Here is a 19,125-nt window from a genome sequence, read left to right as displayed (position 1 = left end):
CCGTGGCAGGGTGGAACGGGCAAGCCACAGGGGGCCAAACAGAAGAGGGGGAGTCCGTGATCGTCTGGATCAACGGCGCGTTCGGTGCGGGGAAGACCACCACCGCACGGGAACTGATCGAACTGATCCCGAACAGCACGCTCTTCGACCCCGAGGACATCGGCGCGGCGGTCGTGCGTCTGCTGCCGCCCAAGCACCTCGCCGAGGTCGGCGACTTCCAGGACCTGCCGATCTGGCGACGGCTGGTGATCGACACCGCGGCGGCGATGCTCGCCGAGCTCGGCGGGACCCTGGTGGTCCCCATGACCCTGCTGCGCCAGGAGTACCGCGACGAGATCTTCGGCGGCCTCGCCGCCCGCCGTATCGGTGTCCGGCACATTCTCCTCGCTCCGGCGGAAACGATCCTGCGCGAACGAATAGCCGGGCGGGAGACCCCGCCGACCCTGCCGTTCGGCGCGATGGGACAGGGGCACTGGGCGTACGACCACATCGAGCCCTACCGGGCCGCCCTCGCCTCCTGGCTCACCGCCGACGCCCATGTGATCGACACCGGCGCGCTCACCCCGTACGAGACCGCCGCCCGCATCGCCGAGGACCTCGGCGCCGGGATCGTGCCCGCGTGCGACATCGTGCAGACCCCGGAGCCCACCGCGGAGACCGTGGCCGCCGGCGTCCTCCTCTTCGACGAGCAGGACCGGGTGCTGCTCGTCGACCCCACCTACAAGGCCGGCTGGGAGTTCCCCGGCGGTGTCGTCGAGCCCGGCGAGGCGCCCGCGCAGGCAGGGGTGCGCGAGGTCGCCGAGGAGACCGGCATCCGGCTGGACGACGCACCGCGTCTGCTCGTCGTCGACTGGGAACCGCCCGCGCCTCCCGCGTACGGCGGACTGCGCCTCCTCTTCGACGGCGGCCGGCTCGACTCCGCCCGGGCGCGGGCCGTCCTGCTGCCGGGTCCCGAACTGCGCGGCTGGTGTTTCGCCAGCGAGGAGGAGGCCGCCGAACTGCTGCCGCCGGTGCGCTACGAGCGGTTGCGGTGGGCGCTGCGGGCCCGGGAGCGCGGAGTGGCGCTGTACCTGGAAGCCGGGATTCCGATCGGCTGAGACGCGGCTGGAGCCCCGTCGGCATGCACTGCCGACGGGGCTTCGTCATGTCCGAGGCACGTTCGGTTCAGGCAAGCGGAGTGCGAGAACCCGCCAAGGGAATCGCCGCGACACCTCCATGTCAGAGCTAACGAAACGTCCCGCCCTCGTCAACTCTTGGCAAGGAGCGCAAACAATCCCCTTTCCGGTCATTTTCCGCCTTGACCGGCCTCTCGGCGGGTTGCGACAGTCCGCTCAGTCTCACGGCGCCGACAACGGCCGGCGACCGAAGCCTTTCCCCCAGGGAACAGCCCCATGACGAGACCCTGTCCGCCGGCGACGACGAAAACCCCGCGCCGGCCCCAGCACATACCCGGGACGTCCGCACGATGACGACGCAACAGCAGCCGATGCCCGCCACCCGACCGGTCGGCGAACCCTCGCCGGAGCCGTTGAGCGGCGCCACGGTCATCACCGGGCGCTCGCCCGCCCGCATGGCCTGGCGGCGCATCAGACGGGACAAGGTCACCATGGCCGCGTTCGTGATTACGGTGCTCTTCGTCCTGATCGCGCTGCTGGCCCCGGTCCTGACGGCGGTCACCGGGTGGGGGCCGATCACCCCCGACGGGAAGGCGATCGACCCCGACACCGGCAACTTCCCGCGCGGATCGCTGGGCGGCATCAGCCTCACCCATCTCCTCGGGGTCGAACCGGGCACGGGCTACGACCTGTTCGCCCGGATCGTCTACGGCCTGCGCACCTCGCTGTTCGTCGGCTTCGCGTCGGCCGTGCTGTCCACCGTCGTCGGGGTCGTGGCCGGTCTCGCGGCGGGGTACTCCGGCGGCTGGGTCGACTCCGTGCTGTCGCGGATCATGGACGTGATGCTGGCCTTCCCGCAGCTGCTGTTCATCATCGCGCTGACCCCGGTCATCCAGAACGCGATGCAGACCGACAGCCACGGCGGCACCGACGAGAACCTCCGGCTGCTGGTCCTCGTCCTCAACATCGCGGGTGTTCGCCTGGGCCTACACCGCCCGCCTGGTGCGCGGGCAGGTGCTGTCGCTGCGCGAACGGGAGTTCGTCGACGCCGCGCGGATCATGAGCGCCGGGAAGTGGCACATCCTCTTCCGGCAGTTGCTGCCGAACCTGTGGGCGCCGGTCCTGATCTCCTTCGCGCTGGCCGTCCCGCAGAACATCACCACCGAGGCGGCCCTGTCCTACCTCGGTGTGGGCGTCATCCCGCCCAACCCGGACTGGGGGGCGCTCCTTTCGGATGCCTCCCAGTTCTTCCTCCAGGACCCGATGTACCTGTTCGTCCCCGGAGTCCTGCTGCTGATGCTCGTCCTGGCGCTGAACCTCCTCGGCGACGGCGTCCGGGACGCCCTGGATCCCCGCGCGGCCCGCGGCTGACGCGGTCCCCCTCAACACCGGTGCTCGCGGCGCCACTCGGGCCGCCGCCACCGAGCCGTAGAAGAACGGAGTGTTACCCCATGACGCGCAGAAGGCGCTCGATCGCGCTCGCGGCCACCGCCGTGGCGATCGCCCTGGGGGCCACCGCATGCGGAGGCTCCTCCAGCACCACCGGGAGCGGCTCCCCGACCAAGGGCGGCACGCTGACCGTCCTGGACCACGCCGACTTCGACCACCTCGACCCGCAGCGCGTTTACACGACCGAGGGTTCGAGCATGGACCAGGAGCTCGTGCGCACCCTGACCGGCTGGGACGAGACCGGCAGCCGGCCGAAGCTCGTCGGCGACCTGGCGACCGACACCGGAACGCCCAGCAAGGGCGACACCGTGTGGACCTTCCACCTGCGCAAGGGCGTCACCTGGCAGGACGGCAAGCCGGTCACCGCGCAGGACGTCAAGTACGGCGTGGAGCGCGCCTTCTCGCCCGACATCAACGGCGGTCCGCCGTACGCCAGTGAGTGGCTGGTGGGCGGCTCCTCCTACAAGGGGCCCTACTCGGGCAAGGAACTGGCCTCCGTCCAGACGCCGGACGCGTCCACGGTCGTCTTCCATCTCGGCCGGCCCGTCGCGGACTTCAACCAGACGACGGCCATGCCCGGCTGGTCGGCGGTGCCCAAGGCCCACGACACCGGGTCCACGTACGACACGCACGTCTGGTCCGACGGGCCGTACATGATCAAGTCGTACACCAAGAACAAGGAACTCGTCCTCGTCAGGAACACCGCCTGGAAGCAGTCGACCGACCCGATCCGGCAGCAGAACGTCAACGAGATCGACGTACGGCTCGGCCAGGACCAGTCGGCCATCGACCAGCAGATCAAGTCCGATGCCGGCACCGCGCAGACCTCGATCATGCAGTGGCCGATCGCGGGTTCCGACCTGACGACGATCTCCGGTGACCCGTCGCTGAGGTCGCGCCTCTACAAGATCCCGGCTCCGGGTATCAACTACCTGGCCATCAACACCACGCGGGTCAAGGACCTGAAGGTCCGCCAGGCCATCGAGTACGCGATCGACAAGACCACCGTCCGCGGCGCGTTCGGCGGTTCGGCGTACGGCGACTACGCGAGCACCATGCTCAGCCCGGGCATCGGCGGCTACCAGAAGTTCAACCTCTACAGCAGCAACCCCGCGGGAGACGCCACCAAGGCCAAGGCGCTGATGAAGCAGGCGGGCGACCCCAAGCTCACCATGTCGCTGGCGGTGGAGAACACCACGACCGAGGAGCACTTCGCGGACGCGGTGAAGACCTCGCTCGGCGCCGTCGGCATCACCGTGAACATCACCCCGATCGACGCGGCGAACTACTTCAGCACCATCGACAACGTGAAGAACCAGTACGACCTCACCTGGGTCGACTGGATAGCGGACTGGCCCAACGCCTCCACCGTGCTGCCGGTGCTGTTCGACGGACGCCAGATCGCGCAGCTCCCGCAGTCCAACCAGGACCAGTCGTACCTGAACGACCCCGCGGTCAACGCGCAGATCGACAAGATCGCCAAGATGACCGACATCAAGCAGGCCGACGCCGCCTACGGCGCCCTGGACGAGCAGATCATGAAGGACGCCGCCGTGGTCCCGCTGATGTACATGAACTTCAGCGAACTGGCGGGCTCCAAGGTCGGCGGGATCATCCCCGACCCCATCCTCGCCGAGCCCAGCCTGGTCCACGCCTACGTCAAGAGCTGACGCACCCCTCCCAGCCCCGCCGGCGGTCCCGGTCGGCGGGGCATCCCCTCTCACGTCAGGGTCCCGCACGACATGCTTCGTTACCTCATCCGGCGCCTGCTGGCAGCGGCCGCGATCCTGCTGGTGATCACCGTGATCACCTTCGTGATCTTCTTCGCGCTGCCCTCCGACCCCGCACTCCTGGCCTGCGGCAAGACCTGCTCACCGTCCCGGCTGGCCGAGATCAAGCATGCGCTCGGGCTCGACCAGAGCTTCCTCAGGCAGTTCTGGGAGTTCTTCAAGGGACTCTTCGTCGGCCGGGACTTCGGCGACCAGAGCCTGCGCGTGCACTGCGGCGCGCCCTGCCTCGGCATCTCCTTCCAGACCGACACTCCCGTCCTGAGCACGCTGCTGGACGACTTCCCGGCCGACCTGTCGCTGGGGCTGGGCGCCGCGGTGTTCTTCCTCGTCCTGGGCGTCGGCCTCGGCACGCTCGCCGCGGTCCGCCGGGGCAGGGCGGCCGACAAGGCGGCGGTGGGCCTCGCCCTGCTCGGCGTGTCCGTGCAGATCTACTTCGTCGGACTGCTGCTGCTCTATCTGTTCGTCGACAAGTGGCAGATCCTGCCCGCCTCCGGCTACACCCCGATCACCCAGGACCCGGGTGCCTGGTTCCAGGGACTGATCCTGCCGTGGGCCACCCTGGTCATCGTCTACCTCGCCCTGTACACCCGGCTCACCCGCTCCTCCATGCTGGAGGTCTTCGCCGAGGACTACATGCGCACCGCCCGGGCCAAGGGCCTGTCCAGCGGCAGAGTCGTCCTCAAGCACGGTCTGCGGGCCGCGATCACCCCGATCATCACCATCTTCGGCATGGACGTCGGCTCACTGATCGGCGGCTCCGCGGTCATCACCGAGTCGGTGTTCGGCATCAACGGCATCGGCAAGCTCGCGGTCGACTCGGTCCAGAACTCCGACCTGCCGGTCATCCTCGGCACCACGCTCTTCGCGGCCACCTTCGTGGTGCTCGCCAACGTGGTCGTCGACGTGGTCTACGGCCTCGTCGACCCCCGTGTCCGCCTCGCCTGAGCCCCTCACCGCAGCAAGGAAACCCCCGTGTCCCTCCTGACCTCACCGCAACCGGCGGACGCCGAACCCGCGGCCGCCCCCTTCCTCGACGTACGGGACCTGCGCGTGCACTTCCCGACCGAGGACGGCATCGTCAAGTCCGTCGACGGCGTGTCCTTCACGCTGGAGAAGGGCAGCACCCTCGGCATCGTCGGCGAGTCCGGCTCGGGGAAGTCGGTCACCTCGCTGGCCCTGCTCGGGCTGCACAAGGGCACCCGGGCCGAGGTCTCGGGCGAGATCCGGCTGGGCGGACGGGAGTTGGTCTCCCTGCCCGAGCACGAGATGCGTGCCCTGCGCGGCCGTACGGTCTCCATGATCTTCCAGGACCCGCTGTCCGCCCTGCACCCCTACTTCACCGTCGGCGCCCAGATCGCCGAGGCCTACCGGGTCCATCACAAGGTCTCGAGGAAGGAGGCCCGGGACCGCGCCGTGGAGATGCTGAAACGGGTCGGCATCCCGCAGCCCGAACGCCGGGTGCGGGACTATCCGCACCAGTTCTCCGGCGGTATGCGCCAGCGCGCCATGATCGCCATGGCGCTGGTGTGCGACCCCGAACTGCTCATCGCCGACGAGCCCACCACCGCCCTGGACGTCACCGTCCAGGCCCAGATCCTCGACCTGATCCGCGATCTCCAGGAGGAGTTCGGCTCGGCGGTCGTCCTCATCACCCACGACCTCGGTGTGGTGGCCGACATCGCCGACGACATCCTGGTGATGTACGGCGGCCGACGCATCGAGTACGGCACCGCGCACGACGTGCTCAAGGAGCCCCAGCACCCCTACACCTGGGGCCTGTTGGAGTCGATGCCGCAGATCACCGGGGACGTCGAACGACGGCTGAACCCGATCGCCGGATCCCCGCCCAGCCTCATCAACCCGCCCGGCGGCTGCGCCTTCCACCCCCGCTGCACCTACAAGGGATGGGTGGCGGCGGGACGTTGTGCGGTCGACCGGCCCGAGCTGGTGGCCGTCCCGGGCACGGGCCGGCACCTCGCCGCCTGCCACCTCACCCCTGGGACCAGGACAGAGATACGCGGTCGTACGGCCGCCGGGGCCGCGCAGTGAGGGCGGCGGACGAACAGGAGCATGCCGTGAGCACCACCCAGCCCGTCGCCGGGGAACCCCTCCTCGAAGTCAGCGGCCTCACCAAGCACTTCCCGATCCGGCACGGCATCGTCTTCCAACGGCAGGTCGGGGCCGTGCACGCCGTCGACGGCATCGACTTCACGGTCGGTGCCGGGCAGTCGCTCGGTCTGGTCGGCGAGTCCGGCTGCGGCAAGTCGACCACGGGCCGGCTCGTCACCCGGCTGCTGGAACCCACGGCGGGGAAGGTGGTGTTCGACGGCGAGGACATCACCCACACCCCGGAGCACCGGATGAAGGAGGCCCGCCGGAACCTCCAGATGATCTTCCAGGACCCATACTCCTCGCTGAACCCCCGGCACACGGTCGGCACCATCGTCGAGACACCGATGCGGCTCAACGGCATCAACCCGCCGCAGGGGCACAAGAAGCGCGCCCAGGAACTCCTGGAGACGGTCGGGCTCAACCCCGAGCACTACAACCGCTACCCCAACGAGTTCTCCGGCGGTCAGCGCCAGCGCATCGGCATCGCCCGCGCGCTCGCCCTGCGTCCGAAGCTGATCGTGGCCGACGAACCGGTCTCGGCGCTGGACGTCTCGATCCAGGCGCAGATCGTCAACCTGCTCCAGGACCTCCAGCGGGAGTTCGGCATCGCGTTCGTCTTCATCGCCCACGACCTCGCCGTCGTACGGCACTTCTGCGAGCGGGTCGCGGTGATGTACCTCGGCAAGATCGTCGAGGTCGCAGACCGCCAGACGCTCTACGCCCGTCCCCGGCACCCCTACACCCACGCCCTGCTCTCCGCGGTCCCCGAGGCCGACCCGGACGGCACCCGGCGTCGCGAACGCATCCGGCTCGCCGGGGACGTCCCCTCACCGGTCGACCCACCGTCCGGCTGCCGCTTCCGCACCCGCTGCTGGAAGGCCCAGGACCGCTGCGCGACGGAGGAACCACCACTGGTGCGCCTGACCGGCAACACCTCGGGCCACCTGACGGCCTGTCACTTCCCCGAGGAACCGAACGTCGAGCCCCGCGACGAGGACATCGTGCTGGACCCGGCGCTGACGGCATCGGGGGACAGCGCGTCGACTTCGGCGTGAGGGTGGGCGGCGGTTGTGGGGTGCGCGCCTAGATTCGTGAGTCGTGTGTCGACGCCCATGGGCCCATGATCGGATCTCCATGGCCCACGCACGTCGTGTTCGGGGTGAGGGATGCCAACTGGGTGTAGGAGGACAGGGTTTGGGGGCGGTCGGTGTTGAAGACGCCGGGTATGGGGCTTCCGTCCTGGGGGGAGGCGGCCACCGTGTCGCCGGTGAACAGGACCCCGTGCCTCGGGAGGTGGAGGGCGATGCTGCCGGGGGTGTGGCCGGGGACGTGGACGACCCTCGCTCCGTCGCCGAAGTCCAGGTCGTCGCCGTCGGAGAGTTCCGTGAGCCGTGGTGGTCTCGTGAACCCGCCCTGGGGCAGGTGTCGTAGGGCTTCCGCGTGCAGCGGGAGTTCCCAGTCCTCGAACACCGGGGGCGGGCCCGGTGCTTCGCCTCGGACGAAGGGGGCGTCCAGCCGGTGGGACAGCACTTCGGCGCCCGTCATGGCGGCCAACTCGCCCGCCCCGCCCACGTGGTCCTCGTGGAAGTGGGTGAGCACGATACGGCGCAGCCGTCCTGGGAGAAGGGCGGCGATCGGTGCCGCGGAACCCGGCGGACCGGCATCGATCAGGGTCGACTCGTCGCCGTCGCGCCAGAGGTAGGCCTGGCCGACCGGGAAGCGCAGGAGGTGGAGGTGGGGGAGGAGCTCGACGACGTCCATGGGACGACCGTAGAAAGGCCCCCGCCCGGGGGCGAGGGCCTTTAGCCGACAGCAGAGCCGTCGGATCAGCCCGCCGCGTAGTTGCGCAGGAACAGGGCCTCCGCCACCGACAGGCGCTCCAGCTCCTCCGGGGAGACACTCTCGTTCACCGCGTGGATCTGGGCCTCCGGCTCGCTCAGGCCGATGAGGAGGATCTCGGCGTGCGGGTAGAGCGACGCGAGGGTGTTGCACAGGGGGATGGAGCCGCCCTGGCCCGCGTACTGCATCTCCTGGCCCGGGTAGGCCACCGCCATCGCGTCGGCCATCGCCGCGTACGCCGGGCTGGTGGTGTCCGCGCGGAACGGCTGGCCCTGGCCGATCTGCTCGGTGCGTACCCGCGCGCCCCACGGCGTGTGCGACTCCAGGTGCGCCTGGAGCAGCTTGGTCGCCTCGGCCGCGTCGATGCCCGGCGGCACCCGCAGGCTGACCAGCGCGCGGGCGCTCGCCTGCACCGACGGGGTGGCGCCGACGACCGGCGGGCAGTCGATGCCGAGGACGGTGACGGCCGGGCGGGCCCAGATGCGGTCGGCGACCGTGCCGTCGCCGATCAGCTCCACGCCGTCCAGGACCTTGGCGTCCGTCCGGAACTGCTCCTCGTCGTACTGGAGACCGTCCCAGGAGGCGTCCGGGGTGAGCCCGTCGATCTGTGTCGTGCCGTCCTTCCCGCGCAGCGAGTCCAGGACGCGGATCAGCGCGGCCAGCGCGTCGGGGGCGGCGCCGCCGAACTGGCCCGAGTGGAGGTTGCCCGCGAGGGTGTCGACCTGCACGCGCAGCATGGTCATGCCGCGCAGGGTGGTGGTGACCGTGGGCAGGCCGACGCGGAAGTTGCCCGCGTCACCGATGACGACGGTGTCCGCCTCCAGGAGCGCGGGGTTGGCCTCGGCGTACCGCTCCAGGCCGCCCGTGCCCTGTTCCTCCGAGCCCTCGGCGATGAACTTGACGTGGACCGGCACCCCGCCGTTCGCCTTCAGGGCGCGCAGCGCGAGCAGGTGCATGATCACACCGCCCTTGCAGTCGGCGGCCCCGCGCCCGTACCAGCGGCCGTCGCGCTCGGTGAGCTCGAAGGGCGGGGTCGTCCACCCGGACTCGTCCAGCGGCGGCTGCACGTCGTAGTGGGCGTACAGCAGGACGGTCTTCGCACCCTCCGGGCCGGGCAGGTAGCCGTAGACCGACTGGGTGCCGTCAGGGGTGTCGAGCAGGGCCACGTCCTGGAACCCCTCGGCGGTGAGCGCGTCCGCGACCCAGCCAGCGGCGGCCTCGCTCTCGCTCTTCGGGAACTGCTCGAAGTCCGCCACCGACTTGAACGCCACCAGTTCGGTGAGCTCCGCCCGCGCCCTCGGCATCAGCGAGGCGACGGTCTCGGCGACCGGATTCGACGACATGGGCACGCTCCTTGTGGGTGCGACGTTGTACCTGTGAGTGCCGTAGATCCTCCCACAGTGGTCTGTGGGCGGGCCCGCCGTAGGATGCGGGAGACAGGTGCGGCAACGGCTTGATCGGGAGCAGCAGACCATCGTGAGCAGCGAGAACTCTTCGGCGGACGGCACTTCGGCGGACGACTCTTCGGCGGACGGCGTGCAGGACGAGGCGCAGCGGGTGTGGGACGTCGTCGTGGTGGGCGCGGGCCCCGCGGGCGCCTCGGCCGCCTACGCGGCGGCGGTCGCGGGACGGCGCGTGCTGTTGCTGGAGAAGGCCGAGCTGCCCCGGTACAAGACCTGCGGCGGCGGCATCATCGGTCCCTCGCGGGACTCGCTGCCGCCCGGCTTCGAGCTGCCGTTCCGGGACCGGGTGCACGCCGTCACCTTCTCGAACAACGGCCGCTTCACACGGACCCGGCGTTCCAAGCAGATGCTGTTCGGGCTGATCAACCGGCCCGAGTTCGACCAGCAGCTCGTCGAGCACGCCCAGAAGGCGGGCGCCGAGCTGCGCACGGGCGTCACCGTGCAGCGCGTCGAGCAGCACGGCTCGGCGGTGCCCGACCGGCGTACGGTCGCGGTGGTCCTCCAGGGCGGTGAGACGCTGCTCGCGCGGGCGGTCGTCGGGGCCGACGGCAGCGCCAGCCGGATAGGCGCGCATGTCGGGGTCAAGCTCGACCAGGTGGACCTCGGGCTGGAGGCGGAGATCCCGGTGCCGGAGACCGTCGCCGAGGACTGGAAGGGGCGGGTGCTCATCGACTGGGGCCCCATGCCCGGCAGTTACGGCTGGGTCTTCCCCAAGGGGGACACCCTGACCGTCGGGGTGATCTCGGCGCGTGGTGAAGGAGCGGCCACCAAGCGGTACTTGGAGGACTTCATCGGGCGCCTCGGTCTCGCCGGCTTCGAACCGAGCATCTCCTCGGGACACCTGACCCGCTGCCGTGCCGACGACTCGCCGCTCTCGCGCGGACGGGTGCTGGTGTGCGGTGACGCGGCCGGGCTCCTGGAGCCGTGGACCCGCGAGGGCATCTCCTTCGCGCTGCGCTCCGGGCGGCTCGCGGGGGAGTGGGCGGTCAGGATCGCGGAGGCCCACGACGCGGTGGACACCCGGCGCCAGGCGCTGAACTACGCGTTCGCCGTCAAGGCGGGCCTCGGCGTCGAGATGAGCGTCGGTAAGCGGCTGCTGACCGCTTTCGAGCGCCGGCCCGGCCTGTTCCACGCGGCGCTGACGGGTTTCCGGCCCGCGTGGAACGCGTTCAAGGACATCACGCAGGGCGCGACCTCCCTGGGCGAGCTGGTCCGCGGCCGGCCGATGGCCCAGCGGGCGCTGGCCGCGCTGGACCCGCGTCCCGCCGGGGCCGCCGAGGGCGGGGAGGTCAGTTCTTGACCGTGATGCGGAAGACGGGGTGGTCGGGTGCGATGCGGCGCAGGTCGGCGTCGGGAGAGTCGGGGCCGACCCCGTTGAAGAAGACGCCGACCTCGGCCTTCCAGCGCTTGAGGTAGGCGCGCAGGAGCGGGACCTTGTCGTCGTCGGCCACCTCGGTCGCGGTGAAGGTCTCCACCTGTTTGCCGAGGTGCAGTTCGCCGCCGCCGGCCGCGCGCATGTTGTGCGTCCACTGGACATGGCCGCGCGGCGCCACCAGGTACTGCAGGCCGTCCACCGTCAGCAGGTTCACCGGGGTGGTCCGCCACTCGCCGCTCTTGCGGCCGCGGACCGCCAGGACACGGGAACCCCAGACGCTGAGGCCACGGCGGGTGAGCCAGGCCACCATGCGGTTGAAGACGTTGACCGTGAACCAGCCGGGCTTCTGGACGTGCGTGGACATGAGCATCCCCCTTGTTTGAGAGAGCGGTGCTCTCGCTTTCGGTGAGGCCAGTCTGCACGGTTCCGCGACCCAAAGCAAGAGCAGTGCTCTCGATTGTGTGCACTGCTCTGTTCCTGTGCGAGACTGAGCCGTATGAGCACCGCACAAGGGGCCCGGGCCCGTGCCCGGATCGAAGTCACCGCCGCCATCAAGGACGAGGCGCGCAGGCAGCTCGCGGCGGAGGGCGCGTCGAAACTCTCGCTGCGGGCGGTGGCGCGTGAGCTGGGGATGGTCTCCTCGGCCCTGTACCGCTACTTCCCGAGCCGCGACGACCTGCTCACCGCCCTGATCATCGACGCGTACGACTCGCTCGGGGAGAGCGCCGAGCGGGCGCACGGGGCGGTCGAGGCGGCGGCCCCGCTGGAGCGCTGGGTCGCGGTGTGCGAGGCGGTCCGCCGCTGGTCGCTGGACCATCCGCACGAGTACGCCCTGATCTACGGCTCTCCCGTCCCGGGATACGTCGCACCGCAGACCACCGTCCCGGCCGCCGCCCGCGTCGGCCTCCTCCTGATCGGTGTCGTCCGCGACGCCCACGACGGCCCGGGGGGACTGGCGGAGCTGCCCCCGGTGCCCGAGGACCTGCGCGCCGAGGCCGGGCGCATCGCGGCCGACCTCGCCCCGGACCTGCCGTCCCCGGTGGTCGCCGCCCTGGTGGTGGCCTGGGCCCAGCTCTTCGGCCTGGTCGGCTTCGAACTCTTCGGCCAGTTCAACCGGGTGGTGGAGGACCGGGAACCGTTCTTCCGGCACGCGGTGCGGCAGCTGGGGCGGGGCGTGGGGCTCCGGTAGGAGGCGTCCGCAGAGACCGTGGCCGCGCCGGGACCCGCGGCCGCCGTCGTACTTCGCCGGGAGTAGGCGTGATCACCACGCTCGGGGGACGTCCCGCCCGGGCCGGGCCGTCTAGCGTGGCTGTCATGGACGGTGAGCAGGGCGTGCGCGGGGGAGGCCCGTCGCGGTGGCGGCGGCTCGGTCCGCCGTGGTGGCGGAGCGGCGACGGGCACGGCGCCCGGTGGCCGTGGCCGTCCACCCTGCTGCTCACGTTCTTCGTGCTCGGCGGTTCGAACTACGCGGCCCACCAGCAGGTCGGCGAGCGGGCCGCGCTCGACCCGTTCGCGCGGGCGCTGCTGGTGGTGGGCTCCGGGGTGCTGCTGTGGCGGCATCGGCGACCCGTGCCCGTCGTCTTCGCCGCGACGGCCGCCGCGATGGTCTATCTCGGTGCCGGGTATCCCTACGGGCCCGTGTTCCTGCCCGTCGCCCTGGCCTGCTTCAGTGCCGTGGTGGCCGGACACCGCAAGGCCGCCTGGACCGCGCTGGGGATGCTGTGGGCCGGGCACGTCCTGGTCGCCCACTGGCTGTACCAGTGGCTTCCGCCGGCCGAGGACCCGGCCGCCCCCTGGGGACAGGAGGGCGTGATCGCCGCCTGGGTGGTCGCGATCGTCGCCGTGGCGGAGCTGGCCCGTACCCGGCGCGAACAGTGGGCCCGGGAACGCGCCGAGCGCGCCCGGGCCGCCCGGCGCCGCGCCGACGAGGAACGGCTGAGGATCGCCCGCGAACTGCACGACGTGCTCGCGCACAGCATCTCCGTCATCAACGTCCAGGCCGGCGTCGGCCTCGCCCTCCTCGACACCGACCCCGAACAGGCCCGCACCGCGCTCACCACCATCAAGGCCGCCAGCAAGGAGGCGCTCGGCGAGGTCCGCCAGGTCCTCGACACCCTGCGCACCCCCGGTGACGCCCCGCGCGCCCCCGCGCCGGGCCTGGACCGGCTGCCCGAGCTGGTGTCCCAGGCGGCCGGCGCGGGCCTCACCGTCGAGGTGGAGGGCGCGGCGCCGGCCCTGCCGCCCGGCGCGGACCTCGCCGCCTTCCGCATCGTCCAGGAGGCGCTCACCAATGTCGTACGGCACTCGGGATCGCGGCACGCGCGCGTGCGGCTCGATCACGACGGCGGGGCCCTACGGCTCCGTGTCGACGACGACGGACCGGCGACCGGCGCCGACGCGGGCGGCAGCGGCAACGGTCTGGCCGGAATGCGGGAGCGGGCCGCCGCGCTCGGTGGCACGATCGAGGCGGGCCCGCGTCCCGAGGGAGGGTTCCGGGTGCTCGCCGTACTGCCGCTTCAGGTGCCGGCCAAGGAGGACGAACGGTGATCCGCGTACTGCTCGCCGACGACCAGTCACTCGTGCGGGCCGGTTTCCGGGCCCTGCTCGACGCGCAGCCGGACATCGAGGTGGCGGGGGAGGCCTCCGACGGCGAGGAGGCGGTGCGCAAGGTGCGCGAACTGCGGCCGGACATCGTCCTGATGGACATCCGCATGCCGCTGCTCGACGGTCTCGCCGCGACCCGGCGCATCACCGGGGACACCGGCCTCAAGGACGTGAGGGTGGTCATGCTCACCACCTTCGAGCTCGACGAGTACGTCTTCGAGGCGATCCGCTCCGGTGCCTCCGGCTTCCTGGTCAAGGACACCGAACCGGCGGAACTCCTGCGTGCCGTGCGGGCGGTGGTCGAGGGCGACGCGCTCCTCTCGCCCGGGGTGACCCGCCGGTCTCATCGCCGAGTTCGCGGCCCGCTCCAAGGAACCCGCGGCCGAGGGCGCACTCGCGGGACTCACCGAGCGGGAGCGGGAGGTGATGGCCCTGGTCGGCATCGGCCTGTCCAACGAGGAGATCGCCCGGCGCCTGGTCGTCAGCCCGCTCACCGCCAAGACCCACGTCAGCCGCACGATGGTCAAGCTGGGCGCCCGCGACCGCGCCCAACTGGTGGTGCTCGCCTACGAGTCCGGATTGGTGCGGCCCGGCTGGCTGGGCTGAGGGCTCTGGTGCCGGAAGCGCACCAGCACGCTGATCACCCGGGCGGCGAAGACCACGGGTGCGATCGTGAGTCCGGCCCGCAGCAGCAACTTCTCGACGGTGCCGGGCAGTTCGAACAGCAGCGCAGGACCGGCCACCGCACCGAACAGCACCGCCGCCGCGAACAGCGCGCTGCACAGCGCGTATCCGATCTCGACGGTGATGGCGTCACGCTCCGCCTGGCTCCGGCGTCCCCCGTACGTCTCCATCCACCGAGTCTCACAGCCGTGTGCCCGGCGGAGCAAGAAGGCTCCGCCGGGCACACGGTGTCGGAGGCGTCCCCCTAGTCGCGTACGGTGACGCGCTCCGCCTCCCGGGTGGTGGACTTGGCGACCACGACGGACGGCAGCGGCCGACGTGCGGTACGTGCTCCCGTGAGGGTGATCAGCAGCCCGGCCGCGGCGATCGCGGTGACCACGATCAGTCCGGGGCGGTAGCTGTCGAGGACGGCCTGCGGGGTGGCGTTCTCGGGGGCGCCCGCGGTCACCACCGCGGTCACGACGGCCAGGAAGATCGCGCCGCCGACCTGCACCGAGGTGTTCAGAAGCCCGGAGACCATGCCCTGCTCGTGGTCCTCGACGCCGTTGGTGGCCTGGATGTTGAGCGAGGGGAAGACCAGCGCGCAGGCGGCGCCGATGAGCAGCATCGAGGGCAGGATCGCGGCCGCGTACACGGGGTCGAGGTCGATCCCCAGGAACAGCGCGTACCCGACGACCATCAGTGCGAAGCCCGCCGGGATCAGCCGGTGGGTCCCGAAGCGGTCCACGATCGAGCCGACCTTGGTCGAGGACACCGCCACCAGCGCGCCCGCGGGCAGGAAGGCGAGCGCGGTGTGCAGCGCCGACCAGCCGAGCAGCGACTGCATGTACAGGGTCACGAGGAACTGGAAGCCGACGTAGGAGCCGAAGAACGCCATGGCGCCCAGCTGGGCACGGATCTGGGTGCCGGAGCGCAGCACGCCGAGCCGGATCAGCGGGCCCGGCGAGCGCCGCTCGACCAGGACGAAGACGCTCAGCAGCACGGCCACGGCGAGGAAGGACAACAGCGTGCGGGCCGAGGCCCAGCCGGACTCGGGGGCCTGGACGACGGTGAAGACGAGCAGCAGCATCGAGGCGGTGCCGAGGACGGCGCCGGGGACGTCGTAGCCGTTGTGGTCCTTCTCGCGGGCGCTGCGCGGCAGCAGCTTCAGGCCGGCGATCAGGGCGGCCAGCGCGATGGGCGCGGGCAGCAGCATGGTCAGGCGCCAACTGGCCTCGGTGAGCAGGCCGGACAGCACCAGACCCATGGAGAAGCCGGTGGCGGCGCAGGTGGTGTAGATGGAGAGCGCGCGGTTGCGCAGCGGGCCCTCCGGGAACGTCGTGGTGATGATGGACAGGCCCGCGGGCGCGGTGAAGGCGGCGCTGAGGCCCTTGATGAAGCGGCTGGCGATCAGCAGCGGGCCCGAGTCGACGAGGCCGCCGAGGAGCGAGGCGACCGCGAAGACGCCGAGGGCCACCAGGAAGACCTGGCGTCGGCCCAGCAGGTCGGCGGCACGGCCGCCCAGGAGCAGGAGACCGCCGTAGCCGAGGATGTAGCCGCTGACGATCCATTGCAGCGTCGAGGTGGAAAGGCCCAGGTCGGCGCCGATGGACGGGAGCGCGACGCCGACCATCGACACGTCCAGGGCGTCCAGGAACATCGCGGCGCACAGCACCAGCAGGGTGCCCCAGAGCCTGGGTGTCCAGCGGACCGCCGAGGACGGGTCCGCGGAAGTGGTGAGCGGAGAGGTCATGGGGAAGACACTACATGCGCATGCATTGAATGCAAACGCATTTAATTCCGATGCAATAATCGGGTTTCTCTGCTACGGTGCCGCGCATGGTGGCGATGAAGCCCGAGCAAGCGCTGGCGGAGCAGTGGCGGGACATCCTGGCGCTGCACGCGCGCACACAGTGCGAACTGGACCGCGCTCTTCAGCAACACGGCCTGTGCGGCAGCGACTTCGAGGTGCTCGACGTCCTGGCCGACGGCGGCTGCGCCTACCGCGTGCAGGAGATCTCCGAGCGGGTTCATCTGAGCCAGAGCGCGCTGTCGCGGCTGATCGCCCGGCTGGAGAGGGACGGCCTCCTCGAGCGCGGGATGTGCGCGGAGGACCGGCGGGGCGTACGGGTGTCGCTCACGGCCAAGGGGCGCGCGCTGCACCGTGCCGCCCTCCCGGTGCAACGCGCGGTCCTCACACGGATGTTGGAGTCCTCCTCCTAGCCCACCGCGGACTTCTCGCGCCACAGGGCGGCGACCGAGGGGTCCCCGGTCACCCGCGGGAGCGGCAGCCGGTTCCACAGCGCCAGGTACAGCCGGGCCGCGGGCCCTGACACCTCGCAGTCGGCGTCCCCCGCCTCGCCGCGCTCGGTCGAGGGCGGCTCCTGGGACAGTCGTACGGTCCACACGGCGCCGTCCGTGTCGCTCGCCCGCACCCGCAGCACCCGGGGCTCGGCGCTGCGGACCCGGCTCTTCGCGCGGGCGTGGAAGCCGCGCAGCAACTCGTCGATGCCGTCGGCGGCGAAGTCCCGGCCGATCTCGGTGGGGGTGCCGCCGCGCGCCGACTCCGCGTCGAAGCGGTGCACGGTCGTCTCGTGCGCCTGCCGCCGGGCCCAGAAGGCGAGCGGAGTGGGGGCCGGGAGGAAGTGCCAGCACCTGACGTCGGGGGCGGCGGAGTCCAGCGTGTCGACCAGGAGGCGGTGGCCGGTGCGGAACCAGGCGAGCAACTCCTCGCCGTCCAGGGCGGGTTCGTCACCGATGGGGCGGGCGCTGGTCAGCTCTCCGGCCACGAACGCCGTCGCCCAGCGATGCACCGCGCCCGTGTGCCGCACCAGGTCCCGCACCTGCCATTGCGGACAGGTCGGTACCTTGGCGTCGGTGCCCGCCTGTTCGGCGGCCGCCGCGAGCAACTGGCCCTCGCTTTCCAGGATTCGGATGAATTCGGCTGTCTCCATGGGAGGAGTGTGCCTGACGTCGGCCGGGGAGCGAGCCTGCGGGTTTGGGGCTCCGCGTGAGTGGCTGTGCCGGGGTGCGGGCTGCGCCCGGTCTCCTGTCGGCCTCTGGCCCTGACTGGATCCCGGCCCGGCTGCTGAGCCTGCTTGCTCGGCTACCGGGTGCGTGTCGGTTGTGGGTCGGGTCCGGGGTCCGGCGGGCCGTGGGCTGTGGGTTCGGTCGGGGGTCCGGCGGGCTGTGGGCTGCGCGCTCGGATGGGGGTCGGGTCCTGGGTCCGGCTCGGGTACGGGGCTGCGTGCCCGGCTGTGGGTTTGGGCTGTGTTCTGGTTCGGTTTGCGGGGCTGTGCCTGGCTGCTGAGCCTGCTCGGGTGTCGAGTGCGTGGTGGCTGTGGGTCGGGTCCGGGGTCCGGCTGGGATATGGGGCTGCCTGCCCGGCTGCTGAGCCTGCTCGGGTGCCGGGTCCGTGTTGGCTGTCGGTTCGATGCGGAGCCCGGTTCGGGTAGGAGGCCGCGTGCCCGGCTGTCGGCTCGGTCTGGACCCACGCTCGGGTGCGGGCTGTGCGCCCGGGCCTTCGGGTCGGTCCGGGGTCCGGCTGGGCCGTGGGCTGCCTGCTCGGCTGCTGGGGCCGTGTTGGCTGTCGGTCCGATGTGGAGCCCGGTTCGGGTAGGAGGCCGCGTGCCCGGCTGTCGGCTTGGTCTGGATCCAGGCTCGGGTGCGGGCTGTGTGCCCGGCCGTCGGGTCGGTCTGGAAGTCGGCTTTGGTGTCGGGGGCGCTCGGCCGCCGGCCTCGTCGGCCTACCAGTCGCGGGCGGACTGCAGCAGGTGGTCGCGGACCAGTGCCACGTGCGGGTTGCCGGAGGTCCCGGGGCGCTGGACCAGAAAGCCGGTGTTGATGGGCGGGTCGTCGGGGTCGTGCAGCAGGACCAGGGCCCCCGACGCCAGCTCGTCGGCGCACAGGTAGCGGGGGAGCACGGTGAATCCGGCTCCCCCTGCCACCGCGGCCTTGACCCCGTTCAGGTCGGGCATGGTGAGGGCGGGCTGCCGCACCAGGCGCCGGCCGAAGACGTGCCGCCAGTAGCGGCGCACGATGGGCAGGTCCTCGGCGTAGGCGATGAGCGGGACGCCGTGCAGGGCGGCCGCGAGGTGTTCCGGCGCGCCGAGCCGCAGGGCCCAGGCGGGGGAGGCGACGAGCACGAACTCCTCGTCGTTGAGCGGCACGGCCGTCAGCGTGCGGCCGCGCGGCCGGAACGTGGCGATCACCAGGTCGTGGCGGCCGGCGCGCAGATCGTCCAGGAGCGGTTCGGTCAGACCGGGCGTGACACGCAGCCGTACACCCCGGTCCACCAGGGATGCGAGGCCGGGCAGGACGCACCGGGACAGCAACTCGGCCGGGCCCCCGAGGTGCACCGGCTCGGCCGGGCCGTCCTCTGTGCTCCCGGAAGGCCCGGCCACCGCGGCGAGCGAGTCCAGCGGCTGCACGATCCGGGCGGCGAGCTCGTCCGCGTACGGCACCGGGGTCACCCCCCGCGCCCGGCGCTCGAACAGCTCGCGGCACACCTGCCGTTCCAGGGAACGTACCTGGGTGGTGACCGTCGGCTGGGACAGGCCCAGCAGACGGGCGGCCGCGGTGAAGGAGCCGGTGCGGTACACGGTCAGGAACGTCCGCAGCAGGTTCAGGTCCAGCGGGCCGCCGACGGCGTGCCCCGGATCCTCGGAGCCATTGGTGAACCTATCCCTCATATGCGTGAGCCTATTGGATATCTA

Annotated in this window: 18 protein-coding genes and 2 pseudogenes; 12 read left to right on the top strand and 8 right to left on the bottom strand. The window is 71.3% G+C overall.

Translation table 11 applies throughout. From position 1 onward, the window contains the following. The first annotated feature begins 56 nt into the window (after window positions 1-56). Together M2163_RS10345 and M2163_RS46605 are read left to right on the top strand one after the other, a co-directional pair. A complete protein-coding gene (locus M2163_RS10345) occupies window positions 57-1,097 on the top strand; it encodes an NUDIX domain-containing protein (protein WP_280893819.1) in 1,041 nt (346 codons plus the stop codon). Between the two features lie 368 nt (window positions 1,098-1,465). Beyond that, window positions 1,466-1,617 (top strand): annotated as a pseudogene (locus M2163_RS46605) (ABC transporter permease); the annotation flags it as partial. A 204-nt stretch (window positions 1,618-1,821) separates the two neighbouring features. Here the strand turns inward: M2163_RS46605 and M2163_RS10340 are convergent. Then, complete coding sequence (locus M2163_RS10340; protein ID WP_280893818.1) at window positions 1,822-2,007, bottom strand: hypothetical protein; 186 nt, start codon at window positions 2,005-2,007, stop codon at window positions 1,822-1,824. 80 nt (window positions 2,008-2,087) lie between these two features. On the opposite strand from M2163_RS10340, the gene M2163_RS10335 reads away from it, so the two are divergent. From M2163_RS10335 to M2163_RS10315, 5 genes are all read left to right on the top strand, one after another. After that, entirely contained in the window at window positions 2,088-2,486 is a 399-nt protein-coding gene (locus M2163_RS10335; protein ID WP_280893817.1) for an ABC transporter permease, read from the top strand. A gap of 80 nt (window positions 2,487-2,566) precedes the next feature. Then, entirely contained in the window at window positions 2,567-4,234 is a 1,668-nt protein-coding gene (locus M2163_RS10330) for an ABC transporter substrate-binding protein (protein WP_280893816.1), read from the top strand. A gap of 72 nt (window positions 4,235-4,306) precedes the next feature. Beyond that, the gene (locus tag M2163_RS10325; RefSeq protein ID WP_280893815.1) at window positions 4,307-5,299 is read left to right on the top strand and encodes an ABC transporter permease; all 993 of its coding nucleotides are present in this window, start codon (window positions 4,307-4,309) and stop codon (window positions 5,297-5,299) included. 27 nt (window positions 5,300-5,326) lie between these two features. Next, window positions 5,327-6,403: an ABC transporter ATP-binding protein gene (locus tag M2163_RS10320; RefSeq protein ID WP_280893814.1), complete on the top strand. Its 1,077-nt coding sequence runs from the start codon at window positions 5,327-5,329 to the stop codon at window positions 6,401-6,403. Then, window positions 6,400-7,521 carry a dipeptide ABC transporter ATP-binding protein gene (locus M2163_RS10315; protein ID WP_280853087.1) on the top strand — a complete coding sequence of 374 codons (1,122 nt, stop codon included), beginning with the start codon at window positions 6,400-6,402 and terminating at the stop codon, window positions 7,519-7,521. The genes M2163_RS10320 and M2163_RS10315 overlap by 4 nt, the downstream gene beginning before the upstream one ends. A gap of 28 nt (window positions 7,522-7,549) precedes the next feature. On the opposite strand, the gene M2163_RS10310 is transcribed toward M2163_RS10315, so the two are convergent. Beyond that, the gene (locus M2163_RS10310; protein ID WP_280893813.1) at window positions 7,550-8,227 is read right to left on the bottom strand and encodes an MBL fold metallo-hydrolase; all 678 of its coding nucleotides are present in this window, start codon (window positions 8,225-8,227) and stop codon (window positions 7,550-7,552) included. 65 nt (window positions 8,228-8,292) lie between these two features. Next, a complete protein-coding gene (locus tag M2163_RS10305; RefSeq protein WP_280853089.1) occupies window positions 8,293-9,648 on the bottom strand; it encodes a dipeptidase in 1,356 nt (451 codons plus the stop codon). A gap of 193 nt (window positions 9,649-9,841) precedes the next feature. On the opposite strand from M2163_RS10305, the gene M2163_RS10300 reads away from it, so the two are divergent. Continuing rightward, window positions 9,842-11,068 carry a geranylgeranyl reductase family protein gene (locus M2163_RS10300; RefSeq protein WP_348540984.1) on the top strand — a complete coding sequence of 409 codons (1,227 nt, stop codon included), beginning with the start codon at window positions 9,842-9,844 and terminating at the stop codon, window positions 11,066-11,068. Here M2163_RS10300 and M2163_RS10295 read toward each other — a convergent pair. Next, window positions 11,058-11,507 carry a nitroreductase family deazaflavin-dependent oxidoreductase gene (locus M2163_RS10295; RefSeq protein WP_280853091.1) on the bottom strand — a complete coding sequence of 150 codons (450 nt, stop codon included), beginning with the start codon at window positions 11,505-11,507 and terminating at the stop codon, window positions 11,058-11,060. The two genes, M2163_RS10300 and M2163_RS10295, sit on opposite strands and share 11 nt — an antisense overlap. A gap of 132 nt (window positions 11,508-11,639) precedes the next feature. Here M2163_RS10295 and M2163_RS10290 point away from each other — a divergent pair, with 132 nt between their 5' ends. The 3 genes and pseudogenes from M2163_RS10290 (at window position 11,640) to M2163_RS10280 (ending at window position 14,353) form a co-directional block, all read left to right on the top strand. Then, window positions 11,640-12,332, top strand: a complete 693-nt coding sequence (locus M2163_RS10290; protein ID WP_280853092.1) for a TetR/AcrR family transcriptional regulator — start codon at window positions 11,640-11,642, stop codon at window positions 12,330-12,332. Between the two features lie 125 nt (window positions 12,333-12,457). Beyond that, window positions 12,458-13,690 (top strand): sensor histidine kinase, encoded by a 1,233-nt coding sequence (locus tag M2163_RS10285; RefSeq protein ID WP_280893812.1) that lies wholly within the window; start codon window positions 12,458-12,460, stop codon window positions 13,688-13,690. Further along, a pseudogene (locus tag M2163_RS10280) lies at window positions 13,687-14,353 on the top strand (response regulator transcription factor). Before M2163_RS10285 ends, M2163_RS10280 begins: the two are co-directional and overlap by 4 nt. On the opposite strand, the gene M2163_RS10275 reads toward M2163_RS10280, so the two are convergent. Next, on the bottom strand, window positions 14,314-14,601 hold the full coding sequence (locus tag M2163_RS10275) for a DUF6332 family protein (protein WP_280853095.1): 288 nt from the start codon (window positions 14,599-14,601) through the stop codon (window positions 14,314-14,316). The pseudogene M2163_RS10280 and the gene M2163_RS10275 sit on opposite strands and share 40 nt — an antisense overlap. A 74-nt stretch (window positions 14,602-14,675) precedes the next feature. Continuing rightward, window positions 14,676-16,163 (bottom strand): MFS transporter, encoded by a 1,488-nt coding sequence (locus M2163_RS10270; protein ID WP_280853096.1) that lies wholly within the window; start codon window positions 16,161-16,163, stop codon window positions 14,676-14,678. An 86-nt stretch (window positions 16,164-16,249) separates the two neighbouring features. Between M2163_RS10270 and M2163_RS10265 the strand changes: the two genes are divergently transcribed. Next, a complete protein-coding gene (locus M2163_RS10265; RefSeq protein ID WP_280893811.1) occupies window positions 16,250-16,633 on the top strand; it encodes a MarR family transcriptional regulator in 384 nt (127 codons plus the stop codon). On the opposite strand, the gene M2163_RS10260 is transcribed toward M2163_RS10265, so the two are convergent. Together M2163_RS10260 and M2163_RS10255 are read right to left on the bottom strand one after the other, a co-directional pair. Beyond that, a complete protein-coding gene (locus tag M2163_RS10260) occupies window positions 16,630-17,364 on the bottom strand; it encodes a maleylpyruvate isomerase family mycothiol-dependent enzyme (RefSeq protein WP_280893810.1) in 735 nt (244 codons plus the stop codon). The genes M2163_RS10265 and M2163_RS10260 overlap by 4 nt on opposite strands. Window positions 17,365-18,156: 792 nt before the next feature. Next, a complete protein-coding gene (locus M2163_RS10255) occupies window positions 18,157-19,101 on the bottom strand; it encodes a LysR family transcriptional regulator (protein WP_280853099.1) in 945 nt (314 codons plus the stop codon). Window positions 19,102-19,125: the final 24 nt, after the last annotated feature.

This window comes from Streptomyces sp. SAI-135, assembly GCF_029893805.1.
In the GTDB taxonomy this organism is placed as follows: domain Bacteria; phylum Actinomycetota; class Actinomycetes; order Streptomycetales; family Streptomycetaceae; genus Streptomyces.
This window is presented reverse-complemented; position numbering and strand designations above follow the sequence as displayed.